This is a genomic window from Ruegeria sp. HKCCD6647-2 (genome assembly GCF_057221075.1).
The window spans coordinates 248143-274061 of record NZ_JBWVBD010000001.1 but is presented as its reverse complement, the minus strand read 5'-3'; the positions used below and the strand labels follow the sequence as shown (position 1 = coordinate 274061).

Below are 25919 nucleotides of genomic sequence, written 5' to 3'. Positions count from 1 at the left end.
GGGGATGGTTTCCCGGCCGCGACGAAATGCATCTCGCTGGTGCCGGGATTCGCAAAGCACGTATCAACCCCTGACCCAAGCAGGGTTCTGACCAAGCTTTCCGCACAATTCGTTGCCCGACCTCGCCAGTTTATTGTTTTCACGTGGCTATTAGCCTAGAAATCGGGCGGGTGGACCCAAAGCAAAAGCTTTGATCCACAAATCGCTTGCTGCATCACGATCTGACAAAGGGAATCATTGGTTTTGCGGCTGGCTCACATGCCAAACAAGCCGATACCATTCATGACTTCGCGCTTGGTCGTTTCAGTGCGTTCGCGCGCGCGCTCGGTTCCCTTGCGGATCGTGTCACGAACAAAGGCCAGATCCTGCAAAAGTTGTGCCCGCCTGTCCCGGATCGGCGCAATCAGCGATTGCAGGATGTCTTCCAACCGGCTTTTGATCTTTGCATCCCCCAGCCCGCCGTGCCGATAGCGCGCCTTCAGCTCGGCAAGCGCCGTTTTGTCGTCGTCGAAGGCATCCAGATAGGTAAAGACGGTGTTACCTTCTACCAGTCCGGGGTCCTCAACGCGCAAATGACCGGGATCCGTGAACATGGCTTTGACGGCAACCCTGATATCCTCGGGCGTAGCGGACAGAGGTATTGCGTTGCCACCCGACTTTGACATTTTCGTCTTGCCGTCTATTCCCGGCAGCCGCCCCGCTGGCGGAATGACGGCTTTGGCCTCTGGCAGGATAAGTGCGCCGGCAGTCGCGTTGATCCTGCGGACAATTTCGTTTGTCTGCTCGATCAGAGGGGCCTGATCTTCGCCGACGGGCACAACGCTTGCCTTGAAGGCCGTGATATCCGCTGCCTGCGCCGCCGGGTAACACAGGAAACCTGCGGGGATGTCCCGACCGAACCCTCGGGCCCGGATCTCATCCTTGATGGTCGGGTTGCGTTCCAGTCGGGAAACGCTCACGAAATTCAGATACAGCATGGAAAGCTCTGCCAAGGCGGGCAGTTGCGATTGCAGGCAAATCGTCGTGCGCTCCGGGTCGATGCCGACGGCCAGATAGTCCAGTGCGACTTCCAAAACATTGCGCCGTACCTTGGCCGGATCACGTGCATTGTCTGTCAGCGCTTGCGTATCGGCCAGCAGCAGAAACTGGTCGTGATCGTCCTGAAAACGCAGGCGGTTACGAAGCGAGCCGGCGTAGTGCCCGATATGCAACGGGCCGGTTGTGCGGTCTCCGGTCAGGATGACGGGTTTGTACATTTGCGTGTCCTCTGAAATCTTGAGGCACCGCATGGGGGAAGGAGATCAAAAAAAGGCCGCCCATACGGCGACCTCGGAATGAATGGAAATGTCCGGCCGCCTTGTCAGGAGACCAGCCACCAGCGCTTGGGAAAAGTGCATGTGTTTTCCATGCCAACGCGTGTAGTGAACGAGAGTCTGTACGTCAAGCAGAGCCAAAGGACGCGAAGCGACAAGGAAAATGACCTTGGAGTATTCAGCGTGGTTCGTCGCGATAGATGCCCAGCCGGTGACGACGCGAGTGAAACGCTTCGACCCGTTCGACTATTTCGCTTCCGGCCTGCGCGATGATGAAAGACAACAGTGTTTCCAGAAGCGCCACCGTACTGACCGAAGATGGAAAGAACTGCGGCGTATCGGCCGCGACGACAAACCCGTGATCGGCGGCCCGGTAAACGGGGCTGGCGAGGCTGTCGGTGATGCCGATGATTGTGACGCCCTGTTCCCGGGCGACACTCACCGCTTCGATGACTTCGCTTCTGTATGGGGCGCAGGTGATGGCGATCAGGACATCGCGATTGTCGGACCAGGCAAGATCATCTGTTGCAACCGACCCTGCGCGCGGAATGGCGTGGAACTGCACCATCCCGGTTGAAGCGAGATAGGTGAAATTGCGTGCATTCGCGTTGTTCACACCGACACCCATCGTAAACACATTGCGCGAATTCCAGATCACCTCGGCCGCAGCGGTCAGGGCCTCGGTTGTTATGCCGGCAAATGTGTCCTCGATATTGCTGAGCGCGGATTGCACCATGTCCGCATATAGTTCACCCATCTGGCCGGATTTTCGGATGCCTTGCAGAAATCTGGCCCGGTCGGGAAAATCGACCTTTCCTTGTCGGATTGCCTCGCGAAACGGTTCGCGGAAATCTTCGTAACCTTCAAACCCGACCTGTCGCGCCATGCGGACAACCGTGTTTGGTTTGACCTCGGCCGCTCTGGCGATTTCACGCACGGTGGAAACGCCGACATCCCGCGGATTTTCCAGCACATATCTGGCGGCCTTTTGCGCTTCGGGCGTCAGGTCGCCGAATTCTTCGGCCAGACGGGAAAGGACGGTTGCAGAGAGGTTTGTTTCGTTCGTATCGGCCAATGGCTCAGGTATCCTGCTAGTGTATCCGGGGTTTAACCGACGCATTAGTGAAAGTCATCGCCCGGCCCGGCTTTGCGGCATCAAACACATTCGCGATCCGCGATTTCAAGGGTTCGGTCCAAAATCTCCAGTCCGGTCATCATGTCTTCTTCCGAGATGTTCAGGGGTGGCGTCAGGCGAATGACGTTCGAGAAGAAGGACAGGTAAAGCCCGTGATCCATGGCGTATGCCATCATCTCGGCCATGGGCTTCGCAGCATCACCTTTGGCAGCAAATGGAACCAGAGGTTCTTTGGTATCGCGGTTCCTGACCAGTTCGATACCGTTGAACATGCCCAGACCGCGAACGTCGCCGATCGAGGGATGCTTCTCGGCCAGACGCCTCAGTTCCGCGCGCATTATCCGACCCATCCCGGTCGCGTGGTTCAGAATGTCCTCCTCCTGCATTGCCCGGATTGCGGCCACGCCGGAAGCACAGGCAAGTGGGTGACCCGCATAGGTCAATCCGCCGGGCAGGGGGGTATCGCGCATCCAGTCGTGCAGGTCACGCGACACGGACATGGTTCCCAGTGGCACGTAGCCCGAGTTGATGCCCTTGGCGCTGGTGATGATGTCAGGTTCGACCCCCCAATGGTCGACGGCGAACCATTTCCCGGTGCGGCCAAAGCCTGCCATGACCTCATCGGCAATCAGCAGGATACCGTATTTTGTGCACGTCTCCCGGATCGATTGCAGGTATCCGTCCGGCGGTACGATGATCCCGTTCGTACCAACCACTGTTTCGAGTATGACCGCGGCGACGGTGTTGGGGTTTTCGTACATCAGGATTTCTTCCAGATGCGGTCCACCTTGGGCGACGGGGCAATTGGCGGGGTCGGTGTGACCCGTCGGCAAGCGGTAGGTATAAGGGTCCAGCATCCGAACGACACCGGGCATATCGGCGCGGGTCAGGTGATGGCGTGGGTCCCCGGTCAGGGACAAGGTTCCCCCGGTAGCCCCGTGATAGGATCGGTAACGCGCGATAATCTTGGTTCGCCCGGTCTTGTGGCGCGCAATGCGGATTGCGGTTTCGTTGGCCGCCGCGCCGCCGGTGGTGAAGAAGGTTGAGGTGATGTTGGGCGGCGTGATCTCGGTCATGATCGCCGCCAGTTCGCTGCGCACGTCACAGCCCATGGCAGGGCCGATATAGCAGAGCCGATCCGCCTGATCCTTGATCGCCTGCACGATCTTCGGGTGCTGGTGTCCCATATTGGCGTTCACCAGCTGGCTTTGGAAATCCAGATAGCGTTTGCCGTCGCTGTCCCAGAACCAGCTGCCTTGCCCGCCGGTGATGACCCGTGGGCGCGCGCCCTGCTTCGACCAGCTTTGCAGGTAATGATCCGCGTGCATGTCCCGCACCCATTCGGGATCGTGAACTGGGTAGGTGTTTCTCAGATCGTCCATGGCGACCTCCGTTGCGAATGGTCAGTCAAAGAGTGCGGCTGGGGTTCCCAGCGCATCCGGGTCCGGAGAAACCCCCAGCCCGGACCCCTCCGGCGGGGCGATGCGCCCGTCCTTGCGACCGGGTCCGGCCGGGTCCAGTCGGGGGCCGACATAGTGACTCAGGTCGCAGGTGTTCATGATCCCCCGCGCCGGGGTCGAGGCCGCAAGATGCAGAAGTGCGGCGGTGGTGATGTCGCTTCCCCAGGTGTCTTCGATACACATCTGGGTGCCAAGGCTGAGGCACAGATCGCGCACGCGGCGCGAAGCCGACACGCCCCCCATCTTCGACAGTTTCACGGCCACCGCATCCATACACCCCGCCTGATGCCCGGCCAGAACCGAGTGCACGTCACGCGCGCTTTCATCCAGCTTCATCGGCAGGCCGGTGGCCGCACGCACGTGGGCGCATTCCTCGATCGTGGCACAGGGTTGTTCCAGCATGATGTCCAGATGAGCAACCGCGCGACCGACGCGGGTGGCGGTCAAACTGTCCGAGCCGCAATTCCAGTCTCCGTAGACCAGCGGGCCTTCGCCAACTGCTTCACGCACGAGAGTCAGGCGCGCGACATCTGCCTGCCAGTTCCTGTCAGCGCCCAGTTTCACCTGAAACTGGCGCATGCCCTGATCGAATGCCTCACGCGCGATACGAGCCATCTCATCCGGCGCGACGCAGGTGATCGAGTGATAGAGCGGCATGTCCGCCACGGCCCGCCCCCCAAGCAGAGCATAGAGCGGCAATCCCGCAGCCTGCGCGGTCAAGTCCCACAGGGCGGTATCGATTGCAGATTTCGCATAGTCGTGACCGGGCAGATACTTGTTCAGCCGCTCCATCACCGCGTCCGGGCCGACCGGATCGGCTCCGATCAGAACAGGCACCAATTCCTCCAGCGCGGGGACGACGCCCTTGGCATAGGCCGGAAGGTAGTGCGGAATGGGGCAGACCTCTCCCCAACCTGAATGGCCTGTATCCGTATCCAACCGCACCACGACCGAGGTCGTGACGTCGCAGGTTTTGCCCTCGGCCATGTAGTAGGTCTCGTGGCTTTTCAGCGCAACGTGCCAGGCGGTGATGCGGGTGATTTTCATGTTATTCCGCCGCCACCTGTTCCAGATCGGTGCGGGGCAGGGTCGACGCGGGATCATAGGCGGCCTGTCCGAGGAACCGGCCTTTGCGTGGCTTTCCGGCGATGATCACCTCGACCTCTTTTCCGGGATCGACAGCGTGCTGTTTGACATAGGCAAAGGCCAGGATTTTGCCGACCGTGTGCCCATAGGCGACCGAGGCTGTTGCTCCGACAACTTCGCCATCCGCGATAACGGCTTCTCCGCCATGGCCGTCCTCGATCCCGTCGGGTTCGATTTCCAGATAGGCGCAAATCCACGGCATCTCGCCTTTTGCAGCCTGCTCGGCGCTGCGTCGCGTGGCCTCGGCCCCCAGGAACTCTTTGTCGAGCTTCAGGAATCGGCTCTGATTGGCTTCAGGCAGGGTGACTTCGTTGGTCAGTTCCCCTGCGCCGGGGAAAGCTTTCTCCATCCGCATCGCGTTCATGGCGAAAGAGCCGTAGTTGGCAATCCCATGCGGTTCACCCGCTGCCCACAACGCCTTATAGACATCGACACAGGCCTCGAACGGCATGTGGAATTCCCAACCAAGCTCCCCGGCATAAGACATGCGGAACGCCCAGACTTTGTGACCGGCGATGGTGATCTCCTGTGCTGACAGCCAACGGAAGCCAGCGTTGGACAGATCCGTGTCGGTGCATTGCATCAACACATCGCGGGATTTTGGCCCGTTCAGTGAAAGCGCAGCCCATTGGGATGAAAGGGCGGTGATCGTTACGTCTTCTACAGTCCGGTTGTGATTCAGGTGATCCAGCAAACGCTGCTCGAAAAAGGCCGCACAGACCAGATAGAACCGGTCATCGGCCATCCGGACCAGCGTGGTTTCAACCTCAATCCGACCGCGCCGGTTCAGCATATGGGTCAGAGTGATCGAACCCGTTTTTTGCGGCATCTTGTTGGCGGTCAGACGGTCCAGCAGGGCATAGGCATCGGGGCCGCTGACCTCGACCTTGGTAAAGGCGGTAACGTCCATGATACCAACGCCATTGCGCACCGCGTGAACCTCGGCCCCGACCATGTCGTGCACCGCATTGCGGCGGAAGCTGTAATGGTCGCGTTGCTCGACACCGTCGCGGGCAAACCAGCGGGGGCGTTCGAAGCCGTAGACCTCTTCGTAAACCGCGCCCTGATCTTTCAGGATTTCGTACAAGGGCGACGGTTTGATCGGCCGGCCTTCCAAACGGTTGAAATGCGGAAACGGAATCTCGTGGCGCAGTTTGTAATCCTCATGCGCCTTGATCACCTGCCAGTCCTTGGTGGCATAGCTGCCAAAGCGGCGCGGATCGTAGTCGCGCATCGAGATATCCGCGGCGCCATGCACCATCCATTTCGCCAGTTCACGCGTCAGTCCCGGCCCCCATCCGATACCGATCTGAGTCCCGCAACAACACCAGTAATTCCGCACGCCCGGTGCAGGCCCGACCATCGGGTTGCCATCCGGCGGATGCGAGATTGCCCCATGCACTTCACGCGTGATGCCCAGATCGGCAAAGATCGGCATCCGGTCCAGCGCGTTTTCCAACCACGGCATGACCCGGTCGTAGTCGGCATCGAACAACCAGTTCTCGTATTCCCAGGGGCATTCGTCATGCCAGACCGAATTCACGTTCTCTTTCTCGTAAATCCCGATCAGGCCCTTTTTCTGCTCCATCCGGATATAGCCCGAGACCAGCTTGTCATCGCGGATCACCGGCAATTCGGTATCCAAATCCTGGAATTCCGGCACATCCTCGGTGACGAAATAGTGGTGAGTCATCGAGGTCATAGGCAATTGCAGCCCGGACCACTCGCCCATCTGCCGCGCATATGTGCCGCCTGCGTTGACGACGTGTTCACAGACGATCGCGCCCTTTTCGGTCTCGACCACCCATTCGCCAGCGGCATTCTGGGTGATGTTCGTCGCCCGGCAATGACGGAAGATCCTGACGCCTTTCTGCCGCGCACCCGCAGCCAGAGCCATGGTCACGTTGGACGGGTCCACATGCCCGTCATCGGGTGTGTAGAGCGCGCCAAGAACACCATCGAGATTATAGAACGGATGCTTCTGAGCGATGAACGCAGGGTCGACAAGTTCAATGTTGAATCCAAGCGACCGCCCGACCGAAAGCGTGTGCCGCAACCAGTCCATCTCATCTTCGGTATAGGCCAGCCGGAACGAGCCGCAGCCATGCCATGTAACAGCTTGGCCGGTCTCTTCTTCCAGCTTTCCGGAGTATAGACCGATATTGTAATCAACCATCTTGCCCAACCCGTACGAGCTGGTGGAATGGGTGATCTGACCGGCCGCGTGCCAGGTCGATCCGCTGGTCAACTCGGCCTTTTCAAGCAGAATCGTCTCGGACCCCCAGCCTTCATGGCCAAGATGATAGGCCAGGCCACATCCCATGACCCCACCGCCGACAATCACAACTTTTGCCCGTGCGGGCAGCTCGTTCTGGGCCATGGCCGATTTTCCTGTGCCAGAGTTGCAGATTTCTGTGGATTAACTATTGAAACAAATGTACCAAAGTCAAATAAAAATGGTACAACAAAATCAAAGGGAGATCGGCGGCGCCATTATCGTATTGGCGTTCGCCGGGACAGAGGTCAGGAGAATAGCCTATGAATGCGCCGCTCACGCATACCCTCGAGGCCAGTTATTATACGGACCCGGATATCTTTGAGGCCGAGATGAACGGTCTGTTGTCGCGCACGTGGCAATATGCTTGCCATGCGGCAGACATTCCGAATGTCGGGGATTACTTCGCGTTCGAGATTGCCGGCCAGAACCTGTTCGCCATCCGCGGGCGCGACAACGTGGTGCGCACGTTTTACAACGTCTGCCAGCATCGCGCCCATGAGATGGTTAGCGGGACCGGCAATACGCGCGTTGTAGTTTGCCCATACCACCAATGGACATATGAATTGACCGGCGGCTTGCGCGCCGGACCGAATATCAAGAGTGTCCCGGGCTTTGATCGCAGCAAGATCTGCCTGACCGAGGTGCGCACCGAAGACTTTCTGGGTTTCCTGTTCGTCAATCTCGACAAGGATGCCGCTCCGATGGACGAATGGTTTCCCGGCGTTCGACAGGAACTGGCCGAGTATGTTCCGCAGATCAAGGATCTGGCACCATTGGAATGGGTTGAGGTCCCGGAGAACTGCAATTGGAAGGTTTCGGTCGAGAATTACTCTGAATGCTATCACTGCCCGTCCAATCACCCGACTTTTGCCGAAGGCGTAGTTGACCCGGACACGTATGACATTCAGCCGGCTGCTGATGGTTACGTTCTGCGGCACACGACGCAGTGTCAGAGCTTGGACAAGATGACCTATGACATTGACCCGGACAGCAATGAACACGCCTGCGATTACCAATCATGGTTTCTGTGGCCGATGTTTTCGTTCCAATGCTATCCCGGGAACGTTTTGAACACCTACCACTGGCGCGCCCATTCGGTTGACAACTGCACCGTCTGGCGTGGCTGGTTCACCGAAGGCGGCCACGAAAGTGACGTGATCCGCGGGTTGGCCATCCAGGATCGCGAAACGACCGTAGCGGAAGATGTAAGGCTGGTGGAATCCGTTCACCGCGGTATGAAATCCAGGGGCTACGTGCCCGGGCCATTGGTCCTTGACCCCGCATGTGGCGTGATGAGCGAGCATTCCATCGCACGTTTGCAACAATGGATGCGTGAGGCCGTGGACTAACGGTGCCTCATCGCCCAAAAAAACGGCAAAGCATCCACAAAACTGGAGACAGACATGAACGACGACCTTTTCGAGCGCGGCCTCAGCCAGCGCAAAGCCACGCTGGGTGCAGAATATGTCGAGAAAAACCTGGCGGCGGCGGATGACTTTACCCGTCCCTTTCAGGAGGCGATGACGGCATGGTGCTGGGGTTTCGGCTGGGGGGATGAGACAATCGACCCCAAGACGCGATCGATGATGAACCTCGCCATGATCGGTGCGCTGGGCAAGATGCATGAATGGGAGATTCACTGTAACGGCGCATTGAACAACGGTGTGTCAAAAGAAGAGATCCGCGCGATCATTCACGTGGTCGGTATCTACTGCGGAGTGCCCCAATCACTCGAGTGTTTCCGGGTAGCAAGGAAGGTTCTGCAGGAGCGAGGATTGCTGGATTGATCGGTCGAATACCCATCTCGATGACACAATTTGACCGTTCCCAGCGGTCACGAGATACGGTTTGGCCATGGGAGCCTTCGACAGGCGTTCCAAAGGAGCGATCAACTGCAATCGTTTTTGGGTGTGGTTGAACAAGACAAATCAACATGCATCGTTGCAGTTTCGAGTCAACAATTCCGCTAATGGGACGCCCGCCTTCATTTATGGTCAGCAATAAACGTGTAGGTCGTAAATGTTGGCGAAAGTTAGTAATAGATTCAGCAGGTAATGGCGGAGACGAAGGGATTCGAACCCTCGAGACGGTTTCCCGCCTACTCCCTTAGCAGGGGAGCGCCTTCGACCACTCGGCCACGTCTCCGCTGGCGGGTATATCCTTGCCTGTGATCCAGTTACAAGGCGATTTTCTTGGATGGCTGTAATTTTCTGATTTCCGATGCAGGAATTCGGATCGGGCAGCTCGTGCAGTGGTGATCAATCGACTGTTTCAAACGTTTTTGGCCCATGAACCGTTTCAGTTTCGCTGACCCGCTACGGATGCCGGTCGGCCGGCCCATGAACAGAGTTCTTGCAAAATGAGGACTCTATAATGCATATTTGTCCACATTTAATAATTCAAATGACCAGTATTCTAGGTTTTGGGGTGACATATTACAGGCGCGGGGCGCGTATCGCCCTTCTGGGATCCTTTGGGGGAAAGGGATTTTGTATTGGCCTGGTTAAGAGTATTATTGGTGTTTTGGGTCATACTGGCCCTGCCTGAAACGGCAACAGCGACAATCGGCAAGGTCCTGAGCGTCAAGCAGGGCGCCGAACTGACCCGCGCAGGTAAAACGTCGCGCATACGGCAAGGTATGGAAATCGCCTCCGGGGATACGATCACCACCAACAGTTCAGGTGTGGTGCAACTGATATTTGCGGACGAAACCAAGATAGCCGTCGGGCCGAATGCGAGCATGATCCTGGACGTGTCCATGCTGCGCGGGAACCGCAAGGCCAAAAGCTTTGCGATACAGGCCCTGGGCGGAAGCTTCCGGTTCATTTCCGGCAATAGCAGAAAACGCGCCTATACCGTCAGAACGCCAACAGCGACGATGGCTGTGCGCGGAACGATATTTGATACGTGGATTGCTTCGGACAGGCAAAGTGCAATGCTGGTTCTGGAAGGAACGGTTCGAATGTGTGGTCAAAGCGGCGCGTGCCGGTCGGCCCGGCGTTCGTGCAGCATGTTTGCCACCAGTTCCGGTGGCGGAGTTGGGCGCCCGGTCGATCAGGATCAATACCTCAAAGCTCTGGCGTCCGGATTTCCCTTCGTTCAGTCCGAGAGTGAATTGCTGCCGCCATTCCAGGCAAACGGTGAGGGGTGCGCACGCGAGGCCGCTGCGTTCGTGGTACCTCGGATCGAACCGGAACGACCTGAGGTGCGTCGTGTGCAAGCTGCGCCGCCTGCGCCTGCGCCACCGGGCGAGGTTGCCGAAGTAGCAGTAAGCGAGCCGGATGACGGACCGGGAGATGAACCTGACGACGGGCCAGAAGATGAACCTGATGATGGGCCGGATGACGATTCAGATGACGAACCGGATGAAGAACTGGACGACGCGCAGGAAGAGGAATTGGAAGATTAACGGTATGATGTCACGAAGTGCGATGGGATTGGCGCTGCATCAACCAATGCGAAGGGCTGCGTTACGAAACCCCCTAGACGGGCGCGGTTGCCGCCTTCGAACAGGGGCCCGGCAAGAAATGGAATTTTCAACGTGCAATGGTTTCCGAGAAACTTCCGATTGGCAGGGCGGTCTCTGAGACGAGAATTGAGCAGCCCAAACGCTATGTACCGCCCACTTTACTGGGCAACTGAACACTCTTTCTGACCCTGACGCCAAGGAGGCCGACGTGGCGGGCAAGACAAAAGATCAATTCAAACGACGACTTGCTTTTCGCCTTGTCGGTGTTGCGTTGATCCTGCTTGGGTGTTTCGTGCGCGTCAGTGACCCCTATCCGGTTCAGGTAACCCGGATGATCTACTTCGACGTTTTGCAGAGGATTTCTCCGCGAGAGTTCAATCCAGACCTTCCAGTACGGGTTGTCGATATTGATGAACGGTCCTTGGCGAATTGGGGTCAATGGCCGTGGCCCCGGACCCTGCTTGCGCAAATGGTGGAAAACCTGGGCGAATACGGTGCAGCCGCCATCGCTTTTGACATGTTGTTTGTCGAACCGGACAGATACTCGCCTGCGCGATTGCTGAACGACCCGGCCCTTGCTGACATCATCTCGGTGGAACGTCGCGCCCAAAAATTGGACTATGACATCACTTTTGCGTTGGAAATGGCGCATTGGCCCGTCGTTCTGGGAACGGCGGCGCAATTGTCCGATCAGGGTGCAGACATCGCGTCCAAGGCCGGGATGGTTGAAATCGGGGAATCGCCGACATCCGGATTGATCACTGTTCCCCATTGGTCGCCGATCGCCCCACCGCTGGGCAGGGGTGCGGCTGGCATTGGCGGGGTCAATGTCTCGCCCCTGGGAGGGTCCGGAATAATTCGTCGTGTGCCGGCATTATGGGGCGGTCCGGACGGCCCGCTGCCGGGGCTTGGCATCGAAGCGCTGAGGGTTGCCCTGGATGAACCCGTTATCCTGGTCGAGGGTGCGCAGGACGAAGCGGGCGTAATGCTGTCGGTCGAAATCGGAGACTTTTGGTTGCCGACAACTGCCAATGGTGAAGTCTGGATCAAGTACCGTCGCGACCGCCCCGAGATTTATCTTTCGGCGGACGACATCATGCAAGCCCCGGACGATCCCGACATTCGGGCCGAAATCGAAGGGCGGATTATTCTTGTCGGCACGTCAGCTGCAGGCCTGTTCGATATGCGCGAAACCTCTTTGGGTGAATCGGTGCCCGGCGTTTCGATTCATGCCCAGATCATAGAACAGATCATCGTGGGAGAAATGCTCAGCCGATCGGATGTAACGGCGGCGCTGGAACTGTTGGCCTTTGTAATTCTCGGGGTTGTGGTGACGGTGGTCATGTCCAGTTTTGGGGCCGTTGCCTCATTCATTGCCGGCGGGGTCGCAGCGGCGGTGGTCATGGTGATCAGTTGGTTGGCCTTTCAGAACCACAATGTGCTGTTTGACGCCACTTTTCCATTGCTGGGCGGAATGGCGAACTTCGGCGTCCTGGCGGGTTATTTGTTTATTTCGACCGAGCGGGAAAAGCGCGTGATCCGGCAGACATTCTCGCATTACGTCGCGCCGGAAATTCTGGACGAGTTGGAAGCATCGGATCATCGACTGCAATTGGGCGGCGAAACGCAAGAGATCACGGTGATGTTTTCGGACATTCGGGGATTCACGCCGCTTTCGGAATCGGTATCGGCGACGGATCTGGTGACTTTGCTGAATGAACTGTTTTCCGAGATCGGAGATCAGATTCTGCAGGAGCGCGGCACAATCGACAAATTCATCGGTGACGCCGTCATGGCGTTCTGGAATGCGCCGCTGCCGGTGGAAGATCATCCGTGGAGGGCCGCGCGGGCAGCATTGCTGATGCGGCGGGCTCTGGCCAATTTCAATGCCTCGGACCTGATGCGGGGGCGCCCGCCCATCGCATTGGCAACGGGATGCGCCACAGGAACGGCCTGTGTCGGCAATATCGGGTCACGCAGCCGGTTCAACTATACGGTGATCGGAGATGTGGTGAACGTCGCCGCGCGACTCGAGCAGAATTGCCGCCATGTCGACTATGACATTCTGGTGTCGCGATCTGTGCAACAGGCGGTGGGTTCGACCCTGGCACTGTTGGAGGCCGGATTTGTCGACCTCAAAGGCCGAAGCGAGCCCGAGCCTGTCTACGTTCTGGTCGGCGACCGTGTTCTTGCCGAAAGTGCCGGTTTCAAAACTCTGCTGGCGCAGCATCAGGAATTGGTTGCGGCCATTCGCGGAGGTGCAACCAGGGTGGATATCGAAGCATCCTGCGCCAAATGCGCCGCACTGGCCGTTGAACTTGAACCGGGGTTGGAACGCTTCTACAGGACGCTCGACAGCAGGGTGGCTGACTTCCGGTCCGACAGCCTGACGGATCAGGCAATGTTCAGTCATCACAACGGTCCGCCCAAGTTGGCTCGACAAGGGGACTGACCGCACAAAATGAAACGGGCCGCTGTCTGACTATAAGACAGCGACCCGCCTCGAACGGATATTTGGATCTGTCTCGCCCCCTCGAGAACTATCTAAAACAAAACGGGCTAAACTTTCGATATTCGAGACTGACCTTGTATCCTTCCGGAACATCCTCATATTGCATGGCCCCAAGGGGTCCGACAGTGAAGTAGTTCACATTTCAGAAAAAATTTGTTATCCGCGCCAGTCGAAGAATCCGGGGCCTGCCTGTTTCAGCAGGGATTGAGCCATGGCGTGTCCAAGTTCAACGCCGTCCTCGATTGAACCTGTCGCGGCTTCGCTGATGGCTTCGGACCCGTCGGGGCGCAGCACCTCTCCGCGTAGGTGCAGCCGACCGTCGCGCAATTCCGCCAGCCCGGCGATCGGGGTTTCGCAGGACCCGTCCAGGCTTGCCAGCAGGCTGCGTTCGGCGGCAAGTCGATGCGACGTTTCTGAATGATGTATGGCTTCGAGCATCCCGGCGGCGCGGCTGTCATCGCTGCGTCGCTCAATTCCGATGGTGCCTTGTGCGATTGCGGGCAGCATGTCGTCGGGGGAAATCGCTGTCGCCGGGACGTCATCCCTTTGCAGGCGGCGCAGTCCGGCCATGGCCAGGAAGGTGCAGTCGGCAACGCCATCGGCCAGCTTTTTCAAACGGGTCTGCACGTTGCCCCGGAACTCGACCACGTTCAGATCGGGTCGACGGTTCAGCAATTGTGCCCGCCGGCGGAGCGACGAAGTCCCCACAACCGCGCCTTGCGGCAGGTCGTGGATCGAATTCAGGCTGGGTGAAATGAATGCGTCACGAACATCCTCGCGCGGCAGGAACGTGTCCAGAATCAAACCCTCTGGTTGAGCAACCGGCATGTCCTTGGTCGAGTGCACGGCGATGTCGATTTCGCCGCTCAACATTGCCTCTTCGATTTCCTTGGTGAACAGACCCTTGTTGCCGATCTCTTTCAGCGGCCGGTCCGCGTCGATCATGGCGCGATTGTCACCGGTCGTCTTGATCACGACGATTTCGAACGCCTCGTGCGGCAGGTCGAAAGCGGTGCTCAGCCGTTGGCGGGTTTCATGGGCCTGGGCCAGCGCCAACGGGGATCCGCGTGTGCCGATTCGAAGAGGTGATGCGGGAGAGGGCATGGTCAAAGTCATAGGCATAGCTTTAGTCGCGTCACATTGCCCTGACAATGGGGGCAGAGCTTGACAAATTGCCGCCGAAGGAAGACCCGTTGCGCCAGACCTTAATATCGGGGGCAGGCATGGCCGAAACAAAGAAAATTCTGCGGGCGCTGGCAGGCGAGGTTCAGGACGTTCCGCCTATCTGGATGATGCGCCAGGCAGGCCGGTATCTGCCCGAGTATCGCGCGACCCGTGCACAGGCCGGGGATTTTCTGTCGCTGTGCTACAATTCCGAGCTTGCGGCCGAGGTCACGTTACAGCCGATCCGCCGCTATGGTTTTGACGCGGCGATCCTGTTTGCCGACATCCTGCTTGTCCCGCAGGCGCTGGGTGCGGATCTGTGGTTCGTCACCGGCGAAGGGCCGCGCCTGTCGACCATTACGCAACAGTCGGATTTCGACGCATTGAAACCGGTCGAGGGTATTCATGAGACGCTCTCGCCCGTCTATGAGACCGTGCGCATCCTGTCGCGGGAATTGCCGTCAGAGACGGCGCTGATAGGGTTTGCCGGGGCACCGTGGACCGTGGCGACCTATATGATCGCGGGGCGTGGCACGCCGGATCAAGGTCCGGCGCACAAGCTGCGCGAAGAAGACACCGTTTTGTTCGAGGCTTTGCTGGAACGGATTACCGCTGCCACGATCGAATACCTGTCGGCCCAGATCGATGCGGGCGCCGAGGTTGTCAAGATCTTCGATAGCTGGGCCGGGTCCCTGAAGGGTGAGGCATTTCGGAAATACGCGGTTGAGCCGTGTCGAGTGATCACTCAGGCCATCAAGGCCCGCCATCCCGGAATACCCGTGATCGGGTTCCCGCGCGAAGCGGGCGAGGGCTATGTCGGGTTCGCCGAGGCAACCGGCGTCGATTGCGTGGCGCTGGATAACTCGGTTTCGCCGGACTGGGCCGCCGCAAAGGTACAGGTGGACGGGTGTGTTCAAGGCAACCTGGCATCGTCGCATATGGTGACTGGCGGGCAGGCACTGGTGGACGAAACCCGAGCGATTGTCGAGGCGTTCTCGAAAGGGCCGCATATATTCAATCTGGGCCACGGGATCACGCCGGATGCCGATCCCGAGAACGTGCAGTTGATGATCGATACGGTGCGCGGGCGATAAAGGTTGGTAAGGGGGCCAGCCCCCTTCTTGGCCTTTGGCCAATTCATCCCCCGGGATATTTTCGGCCAGATGAAGTGGCGGATCCGGGATGTGCGTCGAGTTCGGCGAGGATTTCCTGAGTGTGTTCTCCGCGGGCCGGGCTGGGTTGGGGTTTCCAGTTATGATTTGAAAACCGTGGGGCGGCGGCGGCCTGAAGCGTTCCGTCCACTTCTTGCCATGTCCGGCGGGTATTCATCGGGTGATCCCAGGCTTGTTCGGGGCTGAGGATCGGGGCGACGCAGGCATCGGTCCCGGAAAAAAGGGTCACCCAATGATCGCGCGGTTTTTTGGCGAACAGATCCATCAGGCGATCGGTCAATACAGGCCAGAGCTGACGGTCATATTGCTGTTGAAACTGCGGATCATCCGACAGGTCGAGCAGGTTCAGGAATATCGCGTAGAATTTCGGCTCAAGGCACTGCACCGAAATACAATGGCCGTCTGCGCAGGCGTAGCAGCGACTCCAATGCGGGCCGTCGAGCAGGCTTTGTCCGCGGGTTTCCGAAAGGTTGCCGGTCTGGCGCATGCTCATCAGCAGGTTCATCATGTGGGCCGAGCCGTCATAGATGGCCGCATCGACCACGCTACCTTGACCCGTTGCTTTCGCATTGATCAGCGCAGCCAGAATACCGGTCACCAGATACAGCGCTCCGCCACCGATATCGCCAACAAGGGTGGCGGGTGTCTGTGGGATCTGTCCGGCGGCCGAGGCGTACCATAGGGCGCCGGACAGGGCGATATAGTTCAGATCGTGACCTGCTGTGTCCGACATCGGGCTGTCCTGCCCCCAACCCGTCATCCGGCCGTACACCAGCTTGGGGTTCAGCGCGTGGCAAGCCTCGGGGCCAAGGCCGAGTTTTTCCATGACGCCCGGGCGGAACCCCTCGATCAAGGCGTCGGCCGAGGATATCAGGGTCAGGGCCGTGTTCAGGTCCTGTGGGTCCTTCAGATCCAGCGCGATGGATCGTTTTCCGCGATCCAGCAGAGATCGCTCGGGCATACCCGGCGTCACGGCGCCACCCTTGCGATGAACGGTGACCACGTCGGCCCCGAGATCCGCCAGCAGCATTGCTGCAAACGGGCCGGGGCCCAGCCCTTCGATTTCGATGATACGCAATCCGCTCAGCATGGTTCGGCCTCCTGCCGGGCAGAGTTTCGCCAGAGCGTCGGGATTGCAAGGGGTTGATGAGGGTTCCAACCGCAAACTGGTTGCCTGCACCTGGTGTTAGAGGCTACGTCTGAGGTGATCTGCCACAGGGTTCCAGGAGGGCATTTGACATGCATTTAAGCGACACGAGGACGATCAAGGCCGCGCCTGCTGCGGTTTACGCGGCCTTGCTGGACCCCGAAGTGTTGAAGGCCTGCATCTCGGGGGCCCAGGATGTGTCCGGGAATCCCGCTGATGGCTATGAGGCGACGGTGGTGCAAAAGGTTGGTCCCGTAAAGGCTACGTTCAAAGGAACGGTTACCATGTCGGACATGGTCGAGGCGGAGCGGTTGACTATCACAGGTGAAGGCAAGGGCGGAGCGGCGGGTTTTGCCAAGGGCAGCGCCTCGGTCAGTTTTGCGCCGGACGAACAGGGTGGCACCGCGCTGACATACGATGTCGATGCCAAGGTGGGCGGCAAACTGGCACAGCTTGGCAGCCGTCTGATCGATGGGTTTGCCAAGAAGATGGCGGATCAGTTTTTCATGAACCTGCAAGAGCATCTGGAAGGTCCAGCCGAGCAGGAAACCGAAGGCGAGCCGGAAGAGGAAGAGGCCAAAAAGGGATGGTTGGGGCGTCTGACGGGGCGTGACTAGGCCCTGCGCATATGTGCAGGCTGCTGTGCGATTTTGACCTGTTCTGCGGCGGGTCGGCGCGATAGGGTGCCCGCCAGAACCGGGGAGACGCATGGCACCGATTTTGTCTATAAAGGATCTGCGCAAGACTTATGACGGCGGCTTTGAAGCGCTCAAGGGGGTGTCGCTGGATATCGAACAGGGCGAGATACTGGCCTTGCTTGGTCCCAATGGTGCGGGCAAGACCACTCTGATCTCGACCGTCTGCGGAATCACCACGCCAACCTCGGGTTCCGTCACTGTAGGCGGACACGACATTCTGACGAATTATCGCGCTGCCAGAAAGATGATTGGCCTGGTTCCGCAGGAGATCGCACTGGAGCCCTTTGAAAAGGTCTGGAACACAGTCCGGTTCTCGCGGGGCCTGTTCGGCCATGGCACCGATAGTGCCAGAATCGAGGAAATTCTTCGCAAGTTGTCCTTATGGGACAAGCGCAAGAACGCGATCAAGGAACTGTCAGGCGGCATGAAGCGCCGGGTTCTGATTGCCAAGGCATTGGCGCATGAACCGCGCGTTCTGTTTCTGGATGAGCCCACTGCGGGGGTCGATGTAGAGTTACGCAAGGACATGTGGGACATCGTGGCCGAGCTGAAGGCCAGCGGTGTCACCATCATCCTGACCACACATTATATCGAAGAGGCCGAGGCCATTGCCGACCGTGTCGGTGTCATCGACAAGGGTGAACTGCTGCTGGTTCAGGACAAAGATACGCTGATGGCGCAGATGGGCAAGAAGCAGATCGAGGTGATGCTGACCGAACCGGTCTCGGCCATTCCCGATTGTTTGATGTCCCACAACCTGACCCTGAACGGTGAAGGGAATGTGCTGATTTACACCTATGACACCAATGCCGAGCGTACGGGCATAACGACGCTGCTAAACGATGTTGCGCAAGCCGGGCTGGTTCTGCGCGATGTTCAAACCCGTCAGTCGAGCCTTGAGGAGATTTTCGTCAATCTGGTATCCGGAGAGCCCGCATGAACTGGTCCGCCGTCGCTGCCATCTACCGGTTCGAGATGGCCCGTTTCTTCCGTACTCTGGCGCAGAGCTTTTTGTCGCCGGTTCTGTCCACCTCGCTCTATTTCGTTGTATTCGGCACCGCGATCGGCAGTCGCATTCAGGAGGTCGAGGGCGTCTCGTACGGCGCCTTCATCGTGCCGGGTCTGATCATGCTGTCGGTGGTGATGTTGTCGATATCGAATGCGTCCTTCGGTATCTATTTCCCAAAATTCCTGGGCACCATTTACGAACTTCTTTCCGCACCGATCAATTTTATAGAAATCGTAATCGGTTACGTAGGCGCTGCGGCAACCAAAGCGCTGTTCGTCGGATTGGTCATACTCGGAACCGCCACCTTTTTTGTCGATTTGCGGATCGAGCATCCCTTCGCCATGGCGGCATTTCTGATACTGTCCTGTCTCAGTTTCTCGCTGCTGGGGTTCATCATTGGCATCTGGGCCAGCAATTTCGAGCAGATGTCGCTGGTGCCGCAGCTGGTGGTGACACCGCTGATCTTTCTGGGCGGGACGTTCTATTCCGTCTCGATGCTGCCGCCGCTCTGGCAGACGATTACGCTTTTTAATCCGGTGGTTTACCTGATCTCGGGCTTCCGTTGGTCGTTTTACGGGATCGCGGACGTTCCGATTTTCTGGAGCCTTCTGGCGATCATCGCCTTCACCGGAATTTGCCTTGCGGTCATCGGCTGGATCTTCAAAACTGGCTGGCGCATCCGCAGTTAGGGCGTTGCATTTTTGCCCGCCGGGTGTGGGAAATTGGTTCACGTCGCGTTTATGGGCGCGCGTGTCCCTTGTTAACGGTCGTGGCGCGCTCTACATCGGCTTCCATGAAACTTCGCCTGCCTTTCCTGAAAAAGCAGCCCACTGTGGCCGTTGTCCGCCTGTCCGGTGCCATCGGAATGGCTGGGCGTGCCTCGATGAACGACGTGTCGCTTGCCCCGGTGCTGGAAAAGGCCTTTCGCAAAGGCAAACCCGTCGCTGTGGCGCTGGAAGTCAATTCGCCCGGCGGCTCACCCGTCCAAAGCTCTCTCATCGGGTCGCGCATACGTCGCCTGGCCGAGGAGCTGGACATCCCCGTCTATGCCTTTGTCGAAGACGTGGCGGCCTCTGGCGGCTATTGGCTGGCGGCTTCCGCGGACGAGATCTGGGCCGACGAAAGTTCGGTCCTGGGGTCGATCGGCGTGATATCGTCCGGCTTCGGTGCGCATGTCTTTCTGGCTCGGCAGGGCATTGAGCGGCGCGTGCACACCGCCGGCCAGTCGAAATCCATGCTTGATCCGTTCGCACCGGAAAAGAAAGAGGATGTCGCCCGCCTTCAGGTACTACTGGGCGATATACACGAGAACTTCATTGCGCATGTCAGATCCCGAAGGGATGGCAAGCTGGATGCAAATGCCGATCTGTTCAATGGCGAGGTCTGGCTGGCCCGACGCGCGAAAGAGCTTGGTCTGATTGACGGCATCGCGCATCTGAAGCCCAAGATGCAGGAGCGTTTTGGCGACAAGGTCAAGTTCCGCCGCTATGGTTTGCGCCGACCGATCTGGTCACGCTTTGGAGCCGCGATGGCGCAGGACGCGATCGCCGGGCTTGAGGAGCGCGCAGCCTTTGCGCGTTTCGGGTTGTGACGTGATCATCAAGGCCGTCACTCTTTTTCTGATTGGCATGGCTGTGTTGGCAATGTTCGGCAAGCTGCGCTTTCCGGGCCAGCGGCGTCTGAGCTCGGCCAAATGTCCCAAATGTGGACGGTTTCGGATCGGCAAGGGTCCGTGTCCATGTGAAAAGGGAGGCCGTGGATGACGGCATGGCTGCTATCCGGTCTCGGACTGCTGATCCTGTTGCTGGCCGGTGACGCGCTGGTACGCGGTGCCGTGAACCTCAGCCTGAGGTTGGGTGTGCCAGCCTTGATTGTCAGCCTGACCATTGTGGCCTTTGGTACGTCGGCACCCGAACTGTTGATTGCCATCAGCGCGGTCAAGGAAAACGCACCCGGTATCGCATTGGGTAACGTGGTCGGGTCGAATACGGCTAATATTCTTCTGGTTCTCGGGCTGCCCGCCCTATTGGCGACGCTGCACACCAGCGAATGCGACAGCCGCAAGAACTATGTCTTCATGCTGATGGCCTCGGTGTTGTTCATCGGGCTGGCTTTCTGTGGCGTGTTCAACCTGTTCAGCGGTGCGATTCTGTTGACGGGTCTGGGGCTGATGTTGTGGAACGCTTTCCGCGAGGCGCACGCACACCGCAAGGCCTGTGGCCCCGCCTGCGCGGAAGATGACGATCTGGAAGTGCTGGAAGAAGCAGACCCCGATATGCCCTATTGGAAGGTGTCGGTTTATCTGGTCCTGGGTCTGATCGGCCTGCCCATGGGCGCGCATCTGCTGGTGGAAAACGCCACGATCATCGCCCGCACTTATGGCGTCAGTGAAACGGTGATCGGTCTGACGCTGGTTGCTGTCGGAACCTCGTTGCCCGAACTGGCCACTACGGTCATGGCGGCACTGCGCCGTCAGGCGGATGTCGCGCTGGGCAATGTGATCGGGTCGAACATGTTCAATCTGCTGGCCATCGTCGGAATTGCCACCCTGTTTGGCCGCATTCCGGTCGACCCCGAGTTCCTGCATTTCGATCTGTGGGTCATGCTGGGCGCGTCACTGCTGCTGATCCCGTTTGTCTTCTTCAAACAGGATATTACGCGTGTATGGGGCATGATCCTTACCCTGTTGTACGCCGTATATATCATTATCCTTCTGGCGTGACCTGACTGACGGAGATTCCCGATGACCCGAGCTTTGGTGACCGGCGCTGGCAAACGGCTTGGGCGCGCGATGGCCTTGTATCTGGCCGGGCGCGGGTATGATGTCGCCGTTCACTATGCGTCTTCCGATGCAGCAGCGCGTGATACGGTGGCGGAGGTTCAGGCTTTGGGCCGAGCATCCGTTGCGTTGCAGGCCGACCTTCTGGATGAGGCACAGGTCACCACGCTGCTGCCCCGCGCTGCCGAGGCTTTGGGCGGGCCGATCACCTGTCTGGTCAACAACGCCTCGATCTTCGAATATGACAACATCCACACTGCAACCCGTCAAAGCTGGGATCGGCATCTCGACAGCAACCTGCGCGCACCGTTTGTTTTGACTCAGGCCATGGCGGAACAGGGTCTTGCTGCGGAACCGGATGAGGCGGGTGAACCGGTCGCGACCGGTCTGATCGTCAATATGGTGGACATGCGGGTGCGCAAACTGACGCCCGAATTCATGACCTACACCATCGCAAAAATGGGGCTGTGGGCGCTGACCCGCACCGCGGCACAGGCGCTGACTCCGGCCATCCGGGTCAACGCAATCGGGCCGGGCCCTACGTTGCAGGGCCATCGTCAGTCTGAGGGTCACTTTAAAGCTCAACGGAAGAACACCGTGCTGGAGCGTGGGGCGAATCCCTCCGACATCACGGCCGCGCTGGGCTATTTTCTGGATGCCCATGCAGTCACCGGGCAGCTTCTGTGCGTGGATGGTGGCCAACATCTGGGATGGCAGACGCCAGACGTTCTGGGCGTAGAATAGACATATTCCTCGCAAGTTTTGCACCGCTTTCGTCCGTGTTACCGGCGCGTTACAAAATTGTCTTGTTTTTCATACACTTGTTTCAGGATCAAAAAAATATCATTCAAAAACAATGAGTTAGGATAGTGCTTAATTTTTGTGCAAATCAAAGAACAGGTAATGAAACAAGGGAAATTTGCGTTGCCCCAGAACTTATCTGCACAGTTATCCACAGAAGTCGTGGATTTGTTTTCTCTTGATCTGAGGCGCTCAAGATTGCAGCCATGGTCAGAGAATCATATCTCAGGCCCATGACCTCTCACGACGAACCGACTTCGGAAACCCAGCCCACCGGCTATGCCTGCATCCAGCGTTACGTAAAGACACTGGACAGTTCGCCCGGCGTGTACCGGATGCTCGACAGCGATAGTCGGGTTCTTTACGTGGGAAAGGCGCGGAACCTCAAGGCACGGGTCTCGAACTATACGCGGCCGGGTCACTCGGGCCGGATCGAGCGGATGATCGCCTCGACCGCCTCGATGATGTTTCTGACAACACGGACCGAGACCGAGGCGCTGCTGCTGGAGCAGAACCTGATCAAGCAGCTCAAGCCGAAATACAACGTACTGCTGCGCGACGACAAAAGCTTTCCGAATATTCTCGTCGCCAAGGATCATGCCTTTCCTCAGATCAAGAAACATCGCGGCGCAAAGAAAGAGAAGGGCGCCTATTTTGGCCCATTCGCCAGCGCCGGTGCCGTCAACAGAACGCTGAACCAGTTGCAAAAGGCGTTTTTGCTGCGCAATTGCTCGGATTCCATGTTCGACAGCCGCACCCGGCCTTGTCTGCTCTATCAGATCAAGCGCTGCTCGGGGCCTTGTGTCGGGCTGATCTCGGAAGCGGATTACCGCGAAAGCGTCCAGGATGCGGAAAGGTTTCTGTCCGGTCGTTCAACCAGGGTGCAGGAGGAACTGGCCGAACAGATGATGGCCGCGTCCGAAGCGATGGAATTCGAACGCGCCGCTGGATTGCGCGACCGCATTCGTGCGCTGACGCAGGTGCAGACGTCTCAGGGTATCAACCCGCGCGGCGTGACCGAGGCGGATGTGATCGGCCTTTATATGGACAGTGGTCAGGCCTGTGTGCAGGTGTTTTTCATCCGCGCCAATCAGAATTGGGGCAACCGAGATTTTTATCCGCGCGTTGGGCCGGACGTGTCCGCGGCCGAAGCGATGGAGGCTTTCCTCGGCCAGTTCTACGACAACAAGGAACCGCCCCGGCAACTGATCCTGTCGGATGCCATCGAAAACGCCGATCTGATGCAAGAGGCCCTGTCAGAGAAAGCTGGGCGCAAGGTTGAGATTCTTGTGCCCCAACGCGGTGAAAAACAGGAGCTGATCGCGGGTGCGCTGCGAAATGCACGAGAGTCGCTCGCGCGTCGCATGTCGGAAAGCGCAACACAGGCCAGACTCCTGCGCGGTGTGGCCGAGGCGTTTGATCTGGACGGCCCGCCGAACCGGATCGAGGTCTACGACAACTCCCACATTCAGGGCACCAACGCCGTCGGCGGCATGATCGTGGCGGGGCCCGAGGGGTTCATGAAAAACGCCTATCGCAAGTTCAACATACGCGGTGAAGACCTGACCCCGGGCGACGATTTCGGAATGATGAAAGAGGTTCTGACCCGGCGCTTTACAAGGTTGCAGAAGGAAGACCCGGACCGGGACAAAGGTTTATGGCCTGATCTGCTGCTGATCGACGGCGGCGCGGGGCAGGTGAGCGCCGTGCACGAAATCATGCAAACGCATGGCGTCGAAGACATCCCCATGATCGGCGTCGCAAAGGGTGTCGACCGGGATCACGGCAAGGAAGAGTTTCACCGGATTGGTCAGCGCCCCTTTGCCCTGAAACGCAACGACCCGGTGCTGTACTTCATTCAGCGTCTACGCGACGAGGCACACCGGTTCGCGATTGGCACCCATCGGGCCAAACGAGCCAAAGCCGTCGGCGCGACACCGCTGGACGAAATCCCCGGCGTCGGTGCGGCGCGAAAGCGGGCCTTGCTGGCGCATTTCGGAAGCGCCAAAGCGGTCAGCCGGGCGAATCTTGCCGATCTCAAAGCGGTTGATGGGATTTCCGCCGGGCTGGCGCAAAAAGTTTATGACTTTTTCCACGACAAGGGCTAAGCCCGACGACCTCTCCAGAGGATGTAAAGCCCCGAGGCCACGATCAGCGCGCTGCCGATCCACATGGTCTGATCCAGACGCTCGCCGAACAAGAACACGCCCAACCCGATGCCGAACAGCAACCGGGAATAGCGAAATGGCGTAACCGCCGAAACCTCACCCGTACGCATCGCCTTCATCAGGGATGCATAGGCTATGGTGCCCATGAAGATTGCACCGGTCATGTGCAGTCCGGTGTGGCCTGCCAGCGGAGCCGACGGCACCCCTTCCCAGAACCGGTAGGCCAGCCCGGCGACCACGATGCAAAGAAACCCATAGAACCCCAGAACCTCGGTTCCCAGGGTTGCGGGCGCGGCGCGGCTGGCCAGATCGCGACCGGCAAAGCCCAGCATCCCCATTACAGCGAGGATCGACAGGACAGAAAAACTGTCTCCGGTTGGTTGGATGATGACGACCACCCCGACCATGCCGACAAGAATCGCACTCCATCGCCGCCAGCCAACGGCTTCTCCGAAGAACACGGCTGCCCCTGCGACCACGACCAGCGGTGTGGCCTGCAAGATCACGGTTGCGGCGGACAAGGGCGTCAGCGCGATGGCCAACACGTAGAACAACCGCCCCAGGATTTCGAAAAGAACGCGTATCTTCATCGGCCGGGACAGCACATCTGGATGCAGCAGCCGAGTGCCGCGCAAAAGGGCAACACAGGCAAATATCACGGCCCCACCAGTGCCGAACAGAACCAGTACCTGCCAGATCGGCAGCGTCAGGGACGCGCTTTTCAACAACGCGTCTTCCAGCGCAAAACCTGCCATGGCAGCAATCATCCAACCGCTTCCGATCAGGTTGGATCGGGCGTCCATTGGAATTCGGGGTGTCATAGGGTTCGCGCGTCCGTGGCCAGTTTCATAGGCAATCTGGCGCGTTCGTGACCCGAGGCCAAGGGGTTTGACACGCGGGCCCACGAACTGTGACCCTTTGACCAAGCATCTGTGATTGGTACTGTTTTTTACCGCCCCGTCTTTTCTGTCCGAAGCCGGCACTGTAGGGTCCGCAGCATGAAATGGAATTTGCCGAACATACTGACCGTATTGCGCCTGCTGGCCGCGCCCGGTCTGGCCGTTATGTTTCTGTATTTCACGCGCCCCTATGCGGATTGGTTTGCCCTGATCCTGTTTCTGTCGGCGGCCATTACCGACTGGTTCGATGGCTACCTGGCGCGCGCGTGGAAGCAGGAAACAAAGATGGGTGCAATGCTGGATCCCATCGCCGACAAGGCCATGGTGGTAATCGCGCTTATGATCCTGGTTGGCTATTCGACCGAACACTGGACGCCATGGCTGGTGCTGCCCGCCACCGTGATCCTGTTCCGCGAGGTTTTTGTTTCGGGCCTGCGCGAATATCTGGGCGATGTGGCCGGAACATTGAAGGTGACGAAACTGGCCAAATGGAAGACCACCGCCCAGATGATTGCCATCGCGGTGCTGTTCTCTCAGGGCATCTTCGAGCATTATTTTGTGATGGCCACCTTCGGAATGGATGCAGCAACGATCGATCAGGTCCTGACAGGACAGCTTGAAGATCTGAACGCTGTGCGCTGGAACCTGGAAGGGATGTTCTGGGCGGGTCGGATCGGGCTGTGGCTGCTTTGGATTGCGGCTGCGCTGACATTGATCACCGGCTATGACTACCTACGTAAAGCTATGCCCCATCTGAAGGAGAGCTAAG

Annotated in this window: 21 protein-coding genes and 1 tRNA gene; 13 read left to right on the top strand and 9 right to left on the bottom strand. The window is 58.6% G+C overall.

Annotated features, from left to right (window positions below):
- Positions 1-254 precede the first annotated feature (254 nt).
- From trpS to AC2TDJ_RS01250, 5 genes are all read right to left on the bottom strand, one after another.
- The gene (gene trpS / locus AC2TDJ_RS01270) at positions 255-1256 is read right to left on the bottom strand and encodes a tryptophan--tRNA ligase (RefSeq protein ID WP_480838464.1); all 1002 of its coding nucleotides are present in this window, start codon (positions 1254-1256) and stop codon (positions 255-257) included.
- A 235-nt stretch (positions 1257-1491) separates the two neighbouring features.
- Positions 1492-2388 carry a MurR/RpiR family transcriptional regulator gene (locus AC2TDJ_RS01265; RefSeq protein ID WP_480838462.1) on the bottom strand — a complete coding sequence of 299 codons (897 nt, stop codon included), beginning with the start codon at positions 2386-2388 and terminating at the stop codon, positions 1492-1494.
- Positions 2389-2468: 80 nt separating this feature from the next.
- Positions 2469-3830 carry an aminotransferase class III-fold pyridoxal phosphate-dependent enzyme gene (locus tag AC2TDJ_RS01260; protein ID WP_480838460.1) on the bottom strand — a complete coding sequence of 454 codons (1362 nt, stop codon included), beginning with the start codon at positions 3828-3830 and terminating at the stop codon, positions 2469-2471.
- 21 nt (positions 3831-3851) lie between these two features.
- Positions 3852-4955 carry a mandelate racemase/muconate lactonizing enzyme family protein gene (locus AC2TDJ_RS01255; protein ID WP_480838458.1) on the bottom strand — a complete coding sequence of 368 codons (1104 nt, stop codon included), beginning with the start codon at positions 4953-4955 and terminating at the stop codon, positions 3852-3854.
- A 1-nt stretch (position 4956) separates the two neighbouring features.
- Entirely contained in the window at positions 4957-7434 is a 2478-nt protein-coding gene (locus AC2TDJ_RS01250; protein ID WP_480838456.1) for an FAD-dependent oxidoreductase, read from the bottom strand.
- Positions 7435-7592: 158 nt separating this feature from the next.
- Between AC2TDJ_RS01250 and AC2TDJ_RS01245 the strand changes: the two genes are divergently transcribed.
- Both AC2TDJ_RS01245 and AC2TDJ_RS01240 read left to right on the top strand, forming a co-directional pair.
- On the top strand, positions 7593-8681 hold the full coding sequence (locus AC2TDJ_RS01245) for an aromatic ring-hydroxylating oxygenase subunit alpha (RefSeq protein WP_480838454.1): 1089 nt from the start codon (positions 7593-7595) through the stop codon (positions 8679-8681).
- 54 nt (positions 8682-8735) lie between these two features.
- Positions 8736-9119, top strand: coding sequence for a carboxymuconolactone decarboxylase family protein (locus AC2TDJ_RS01240; RefSeq protein WP_480838452.1), 384 nt, complete (start codon positions 8736-8738; stop codon positions 9117-9119).
- 268 nt (positions 9120-9387) lie between these two features.
- Here AC2TDJ_RS01240 and AC2TDJ_RS01235 read toward each other — a convergent pair.
- Positions 9388-9477: transfer RNA gene (locus tag AC2TDJ_RS01235), tRNA-Ser, on the bottom strand.
- 373 nt (positions 9478-9850) lie between these two features.
- On the opposite strand from AC2TDJ_RS01235, the gene AC2TDJ_RS01230 reads away from it, so the two are divergent.
- The gene (locus tag AC2TDJ_RS01230) at positions 9851-10741 is read left to right on the top strand and encodes a FecR family protein (protein WP_480838450.1); all 891 of its coding nucleotides are present in this window, start codon (positions 9851-9853) and stop codon (positions 10739-10741) included.
- Between the two features lie 268 nt (positions 10742-11009).
- Complete coding sequence (locus AC2TDJ_RS01225) at positions 11010-13253, top strand: CHASE2 domain-containing protein (protein ID WP_480838448.1); 2244 nt, start codon at positions 11010-11012, stop codon at positions 13251-13253.
- 216 nt (positions 13254-13469) lie between these two features.
- On the opposite strand, the gene hemC is transcribed toward AC2TDJ_RS01225, so the two are convergent.
- Positions 13470-14429: a hydroxymethylbilane synthase gene (gene hemC, locus AC2TDJ_RS01220; protein ID WP_480838446.1), complete on the bottom strand. Its 960-nt coding sequence runs from the start codon at positions 14427-14429 to the stop codon at positions 13470-13472.
- 107 nt (positions 14430-14536) lie between these two features.
- On the opposite strand from hemC, the gene hemE reads away from it, so the two are divergent.
- Positions 14537-15571 carry a uroporphyrinogen decarboxylase gene (hemE, locus tag AC2TDJ_RS01215; protein WP_480838444.1) on the top strand — a complete coding sequence of 345 codons (1035 nt, stop codon included), beginning with the start codon at positions 14537-14539 and terminating at the stop codon, positions 15569-15571.
- Between the two features lie 43 nt (positions 15572-15614).
- Here the strand turns inward: hemE and AC2TDJ_RS01210 are convergent, their stop codons facing one another.
- On the bottom strand, positions 15615-16739 hold the full coding sequence (locus AC2TDJ_RS01210) for a CaiB/BaiF CoA transferase family protein (RefSeq protein WP_480838443.1): 1125 nt from the start codon (positions 16737-16739) through the stop codon (positions 15615-15617).
- A gap of 149 nt (positions 16740-16888) precedes the next feature.
- Here AC2TDJ_RS01210 and AC2TDJ_RS01205 point away from each other — a divergent pair, with 149 nt between their 5' ends.
- The 7 genes from AC2TDJ_RS01205 (at position 16889) to uvrC (ending at position 24191) form a co-directional block, all read left to right on the top strand.
- Positions 16889-17413, top strand: a complete 525-nt coding sequence (locus AC2TDJ_RS01205; RefSeq protein WP_480838441.1) for an SRPBCC family protein — start codon at positions 16889-16891, stop codon at positions 17411-17413.
- Between the two features lie 91 nt (positions 17414-17504).
- Positions 17505-18434 carry an ABC transporter ATP-binding protein gene (locus AC2TDJ_RS01200; protein WP_480838439.1) on the top strand — a complete coding sequence of 310 codons (930 nt, stop codon included), beginning with the start codon at positions 17505-17507 and terminating at the stop codon, positions 18432-18434.
- Complete coding sequence (locus AC2TDJ_RS01195; RefSeq protein WP_480838437.1) at positions 18431-19192, top strand: ABC transporter permease; 762 nt, start codon at positions 18431-18433, stop codon at positions 19190-19192. Before AC2TDJ_RS01200 ends, AC2TDJ_RS01195 begins: the two co-directional genes overlap by 4 nt.
- Positions 19193-19296: 104 nt before the next feature.
- Positions 19297-20094, top strand: a complete 798-nt coding sequence (locus AC2TDJ_RS01190) for a S49 family peptidase (RefSeq protein WP_480838435.1) — start codon at positions 19297-19299, stop codon at positions 20092-20094.
- Between the two features lie 168 nt (positions 20095-20262).
- Positions 20263-21225 carry a calcium/sodium antiporter gene (locus AC2TDJ_RS01185; RefSeq protein ID WP_480838433.1) on the top strand — a complete coding sequence of 321 codons (963 nt, stop codon included), beginning with the start codon at positions 20263-20265 and terminating at the stop codon, positions 21223-21225.
- Positions 21226-21246: 21 nt separating this feature from the next.
- A complete protein-coding gene (locus tag AC2TDJ_RS01180; protein ID WP_480838431.1) occupies positions 21247-22026 on the top strand; it encodes an SDR family oxidoreductase in 780 nt (259 codons plus the stop codon).
- Positions 22027-22316: 290 nt separating this feature from the next.
- The gene (gene uvrC, locus AC2TDJ_RS01175) at positions 22317-24191 is read left to right on the top strand and encodes an excinuclease ABC subunit UvrC (RefSeq protein ID WP_480838429.1); all 1875 of its coding nucleotides are present in this window, start codon (positions 22317-22319) and stop codon (positions 24189-24191) included.
- Here uvrC and AC2TDJ_RS01170 read toward each other — a convergent pair.
- Entirely contained in the window at positions 24188-25072 is an 885-nt protein-coding gene (locus AC2TDJ_RS01170; RefSeq protein WP_480838427.1) for a DMT family transporter, read from the bottom strand. The two genes, uvrC and AC2TDJ_RS01170, sit on opposite strands and share 4 nt — an antisense overlap.
- A 177-nt stretch (positions 25073-25249) precedes the next feature.
- Between AC2TDJ_RS01170 and pgsA the strand changes: the two genes are divergently transcribed.
- Entirely contained in the window at positions 25250-25918 is a 669-nt protein-coding gene (pgsA, locus tag AC2TDJ_RS01165; RefSeq protein ID WP_480838425.1) for a CDP-diacylglycerol--glycerol-3-phosphate 3-phosphatidyltransferase, read from the top strand.
- Position 25919 lies beyond the last annotated feature (1 nt).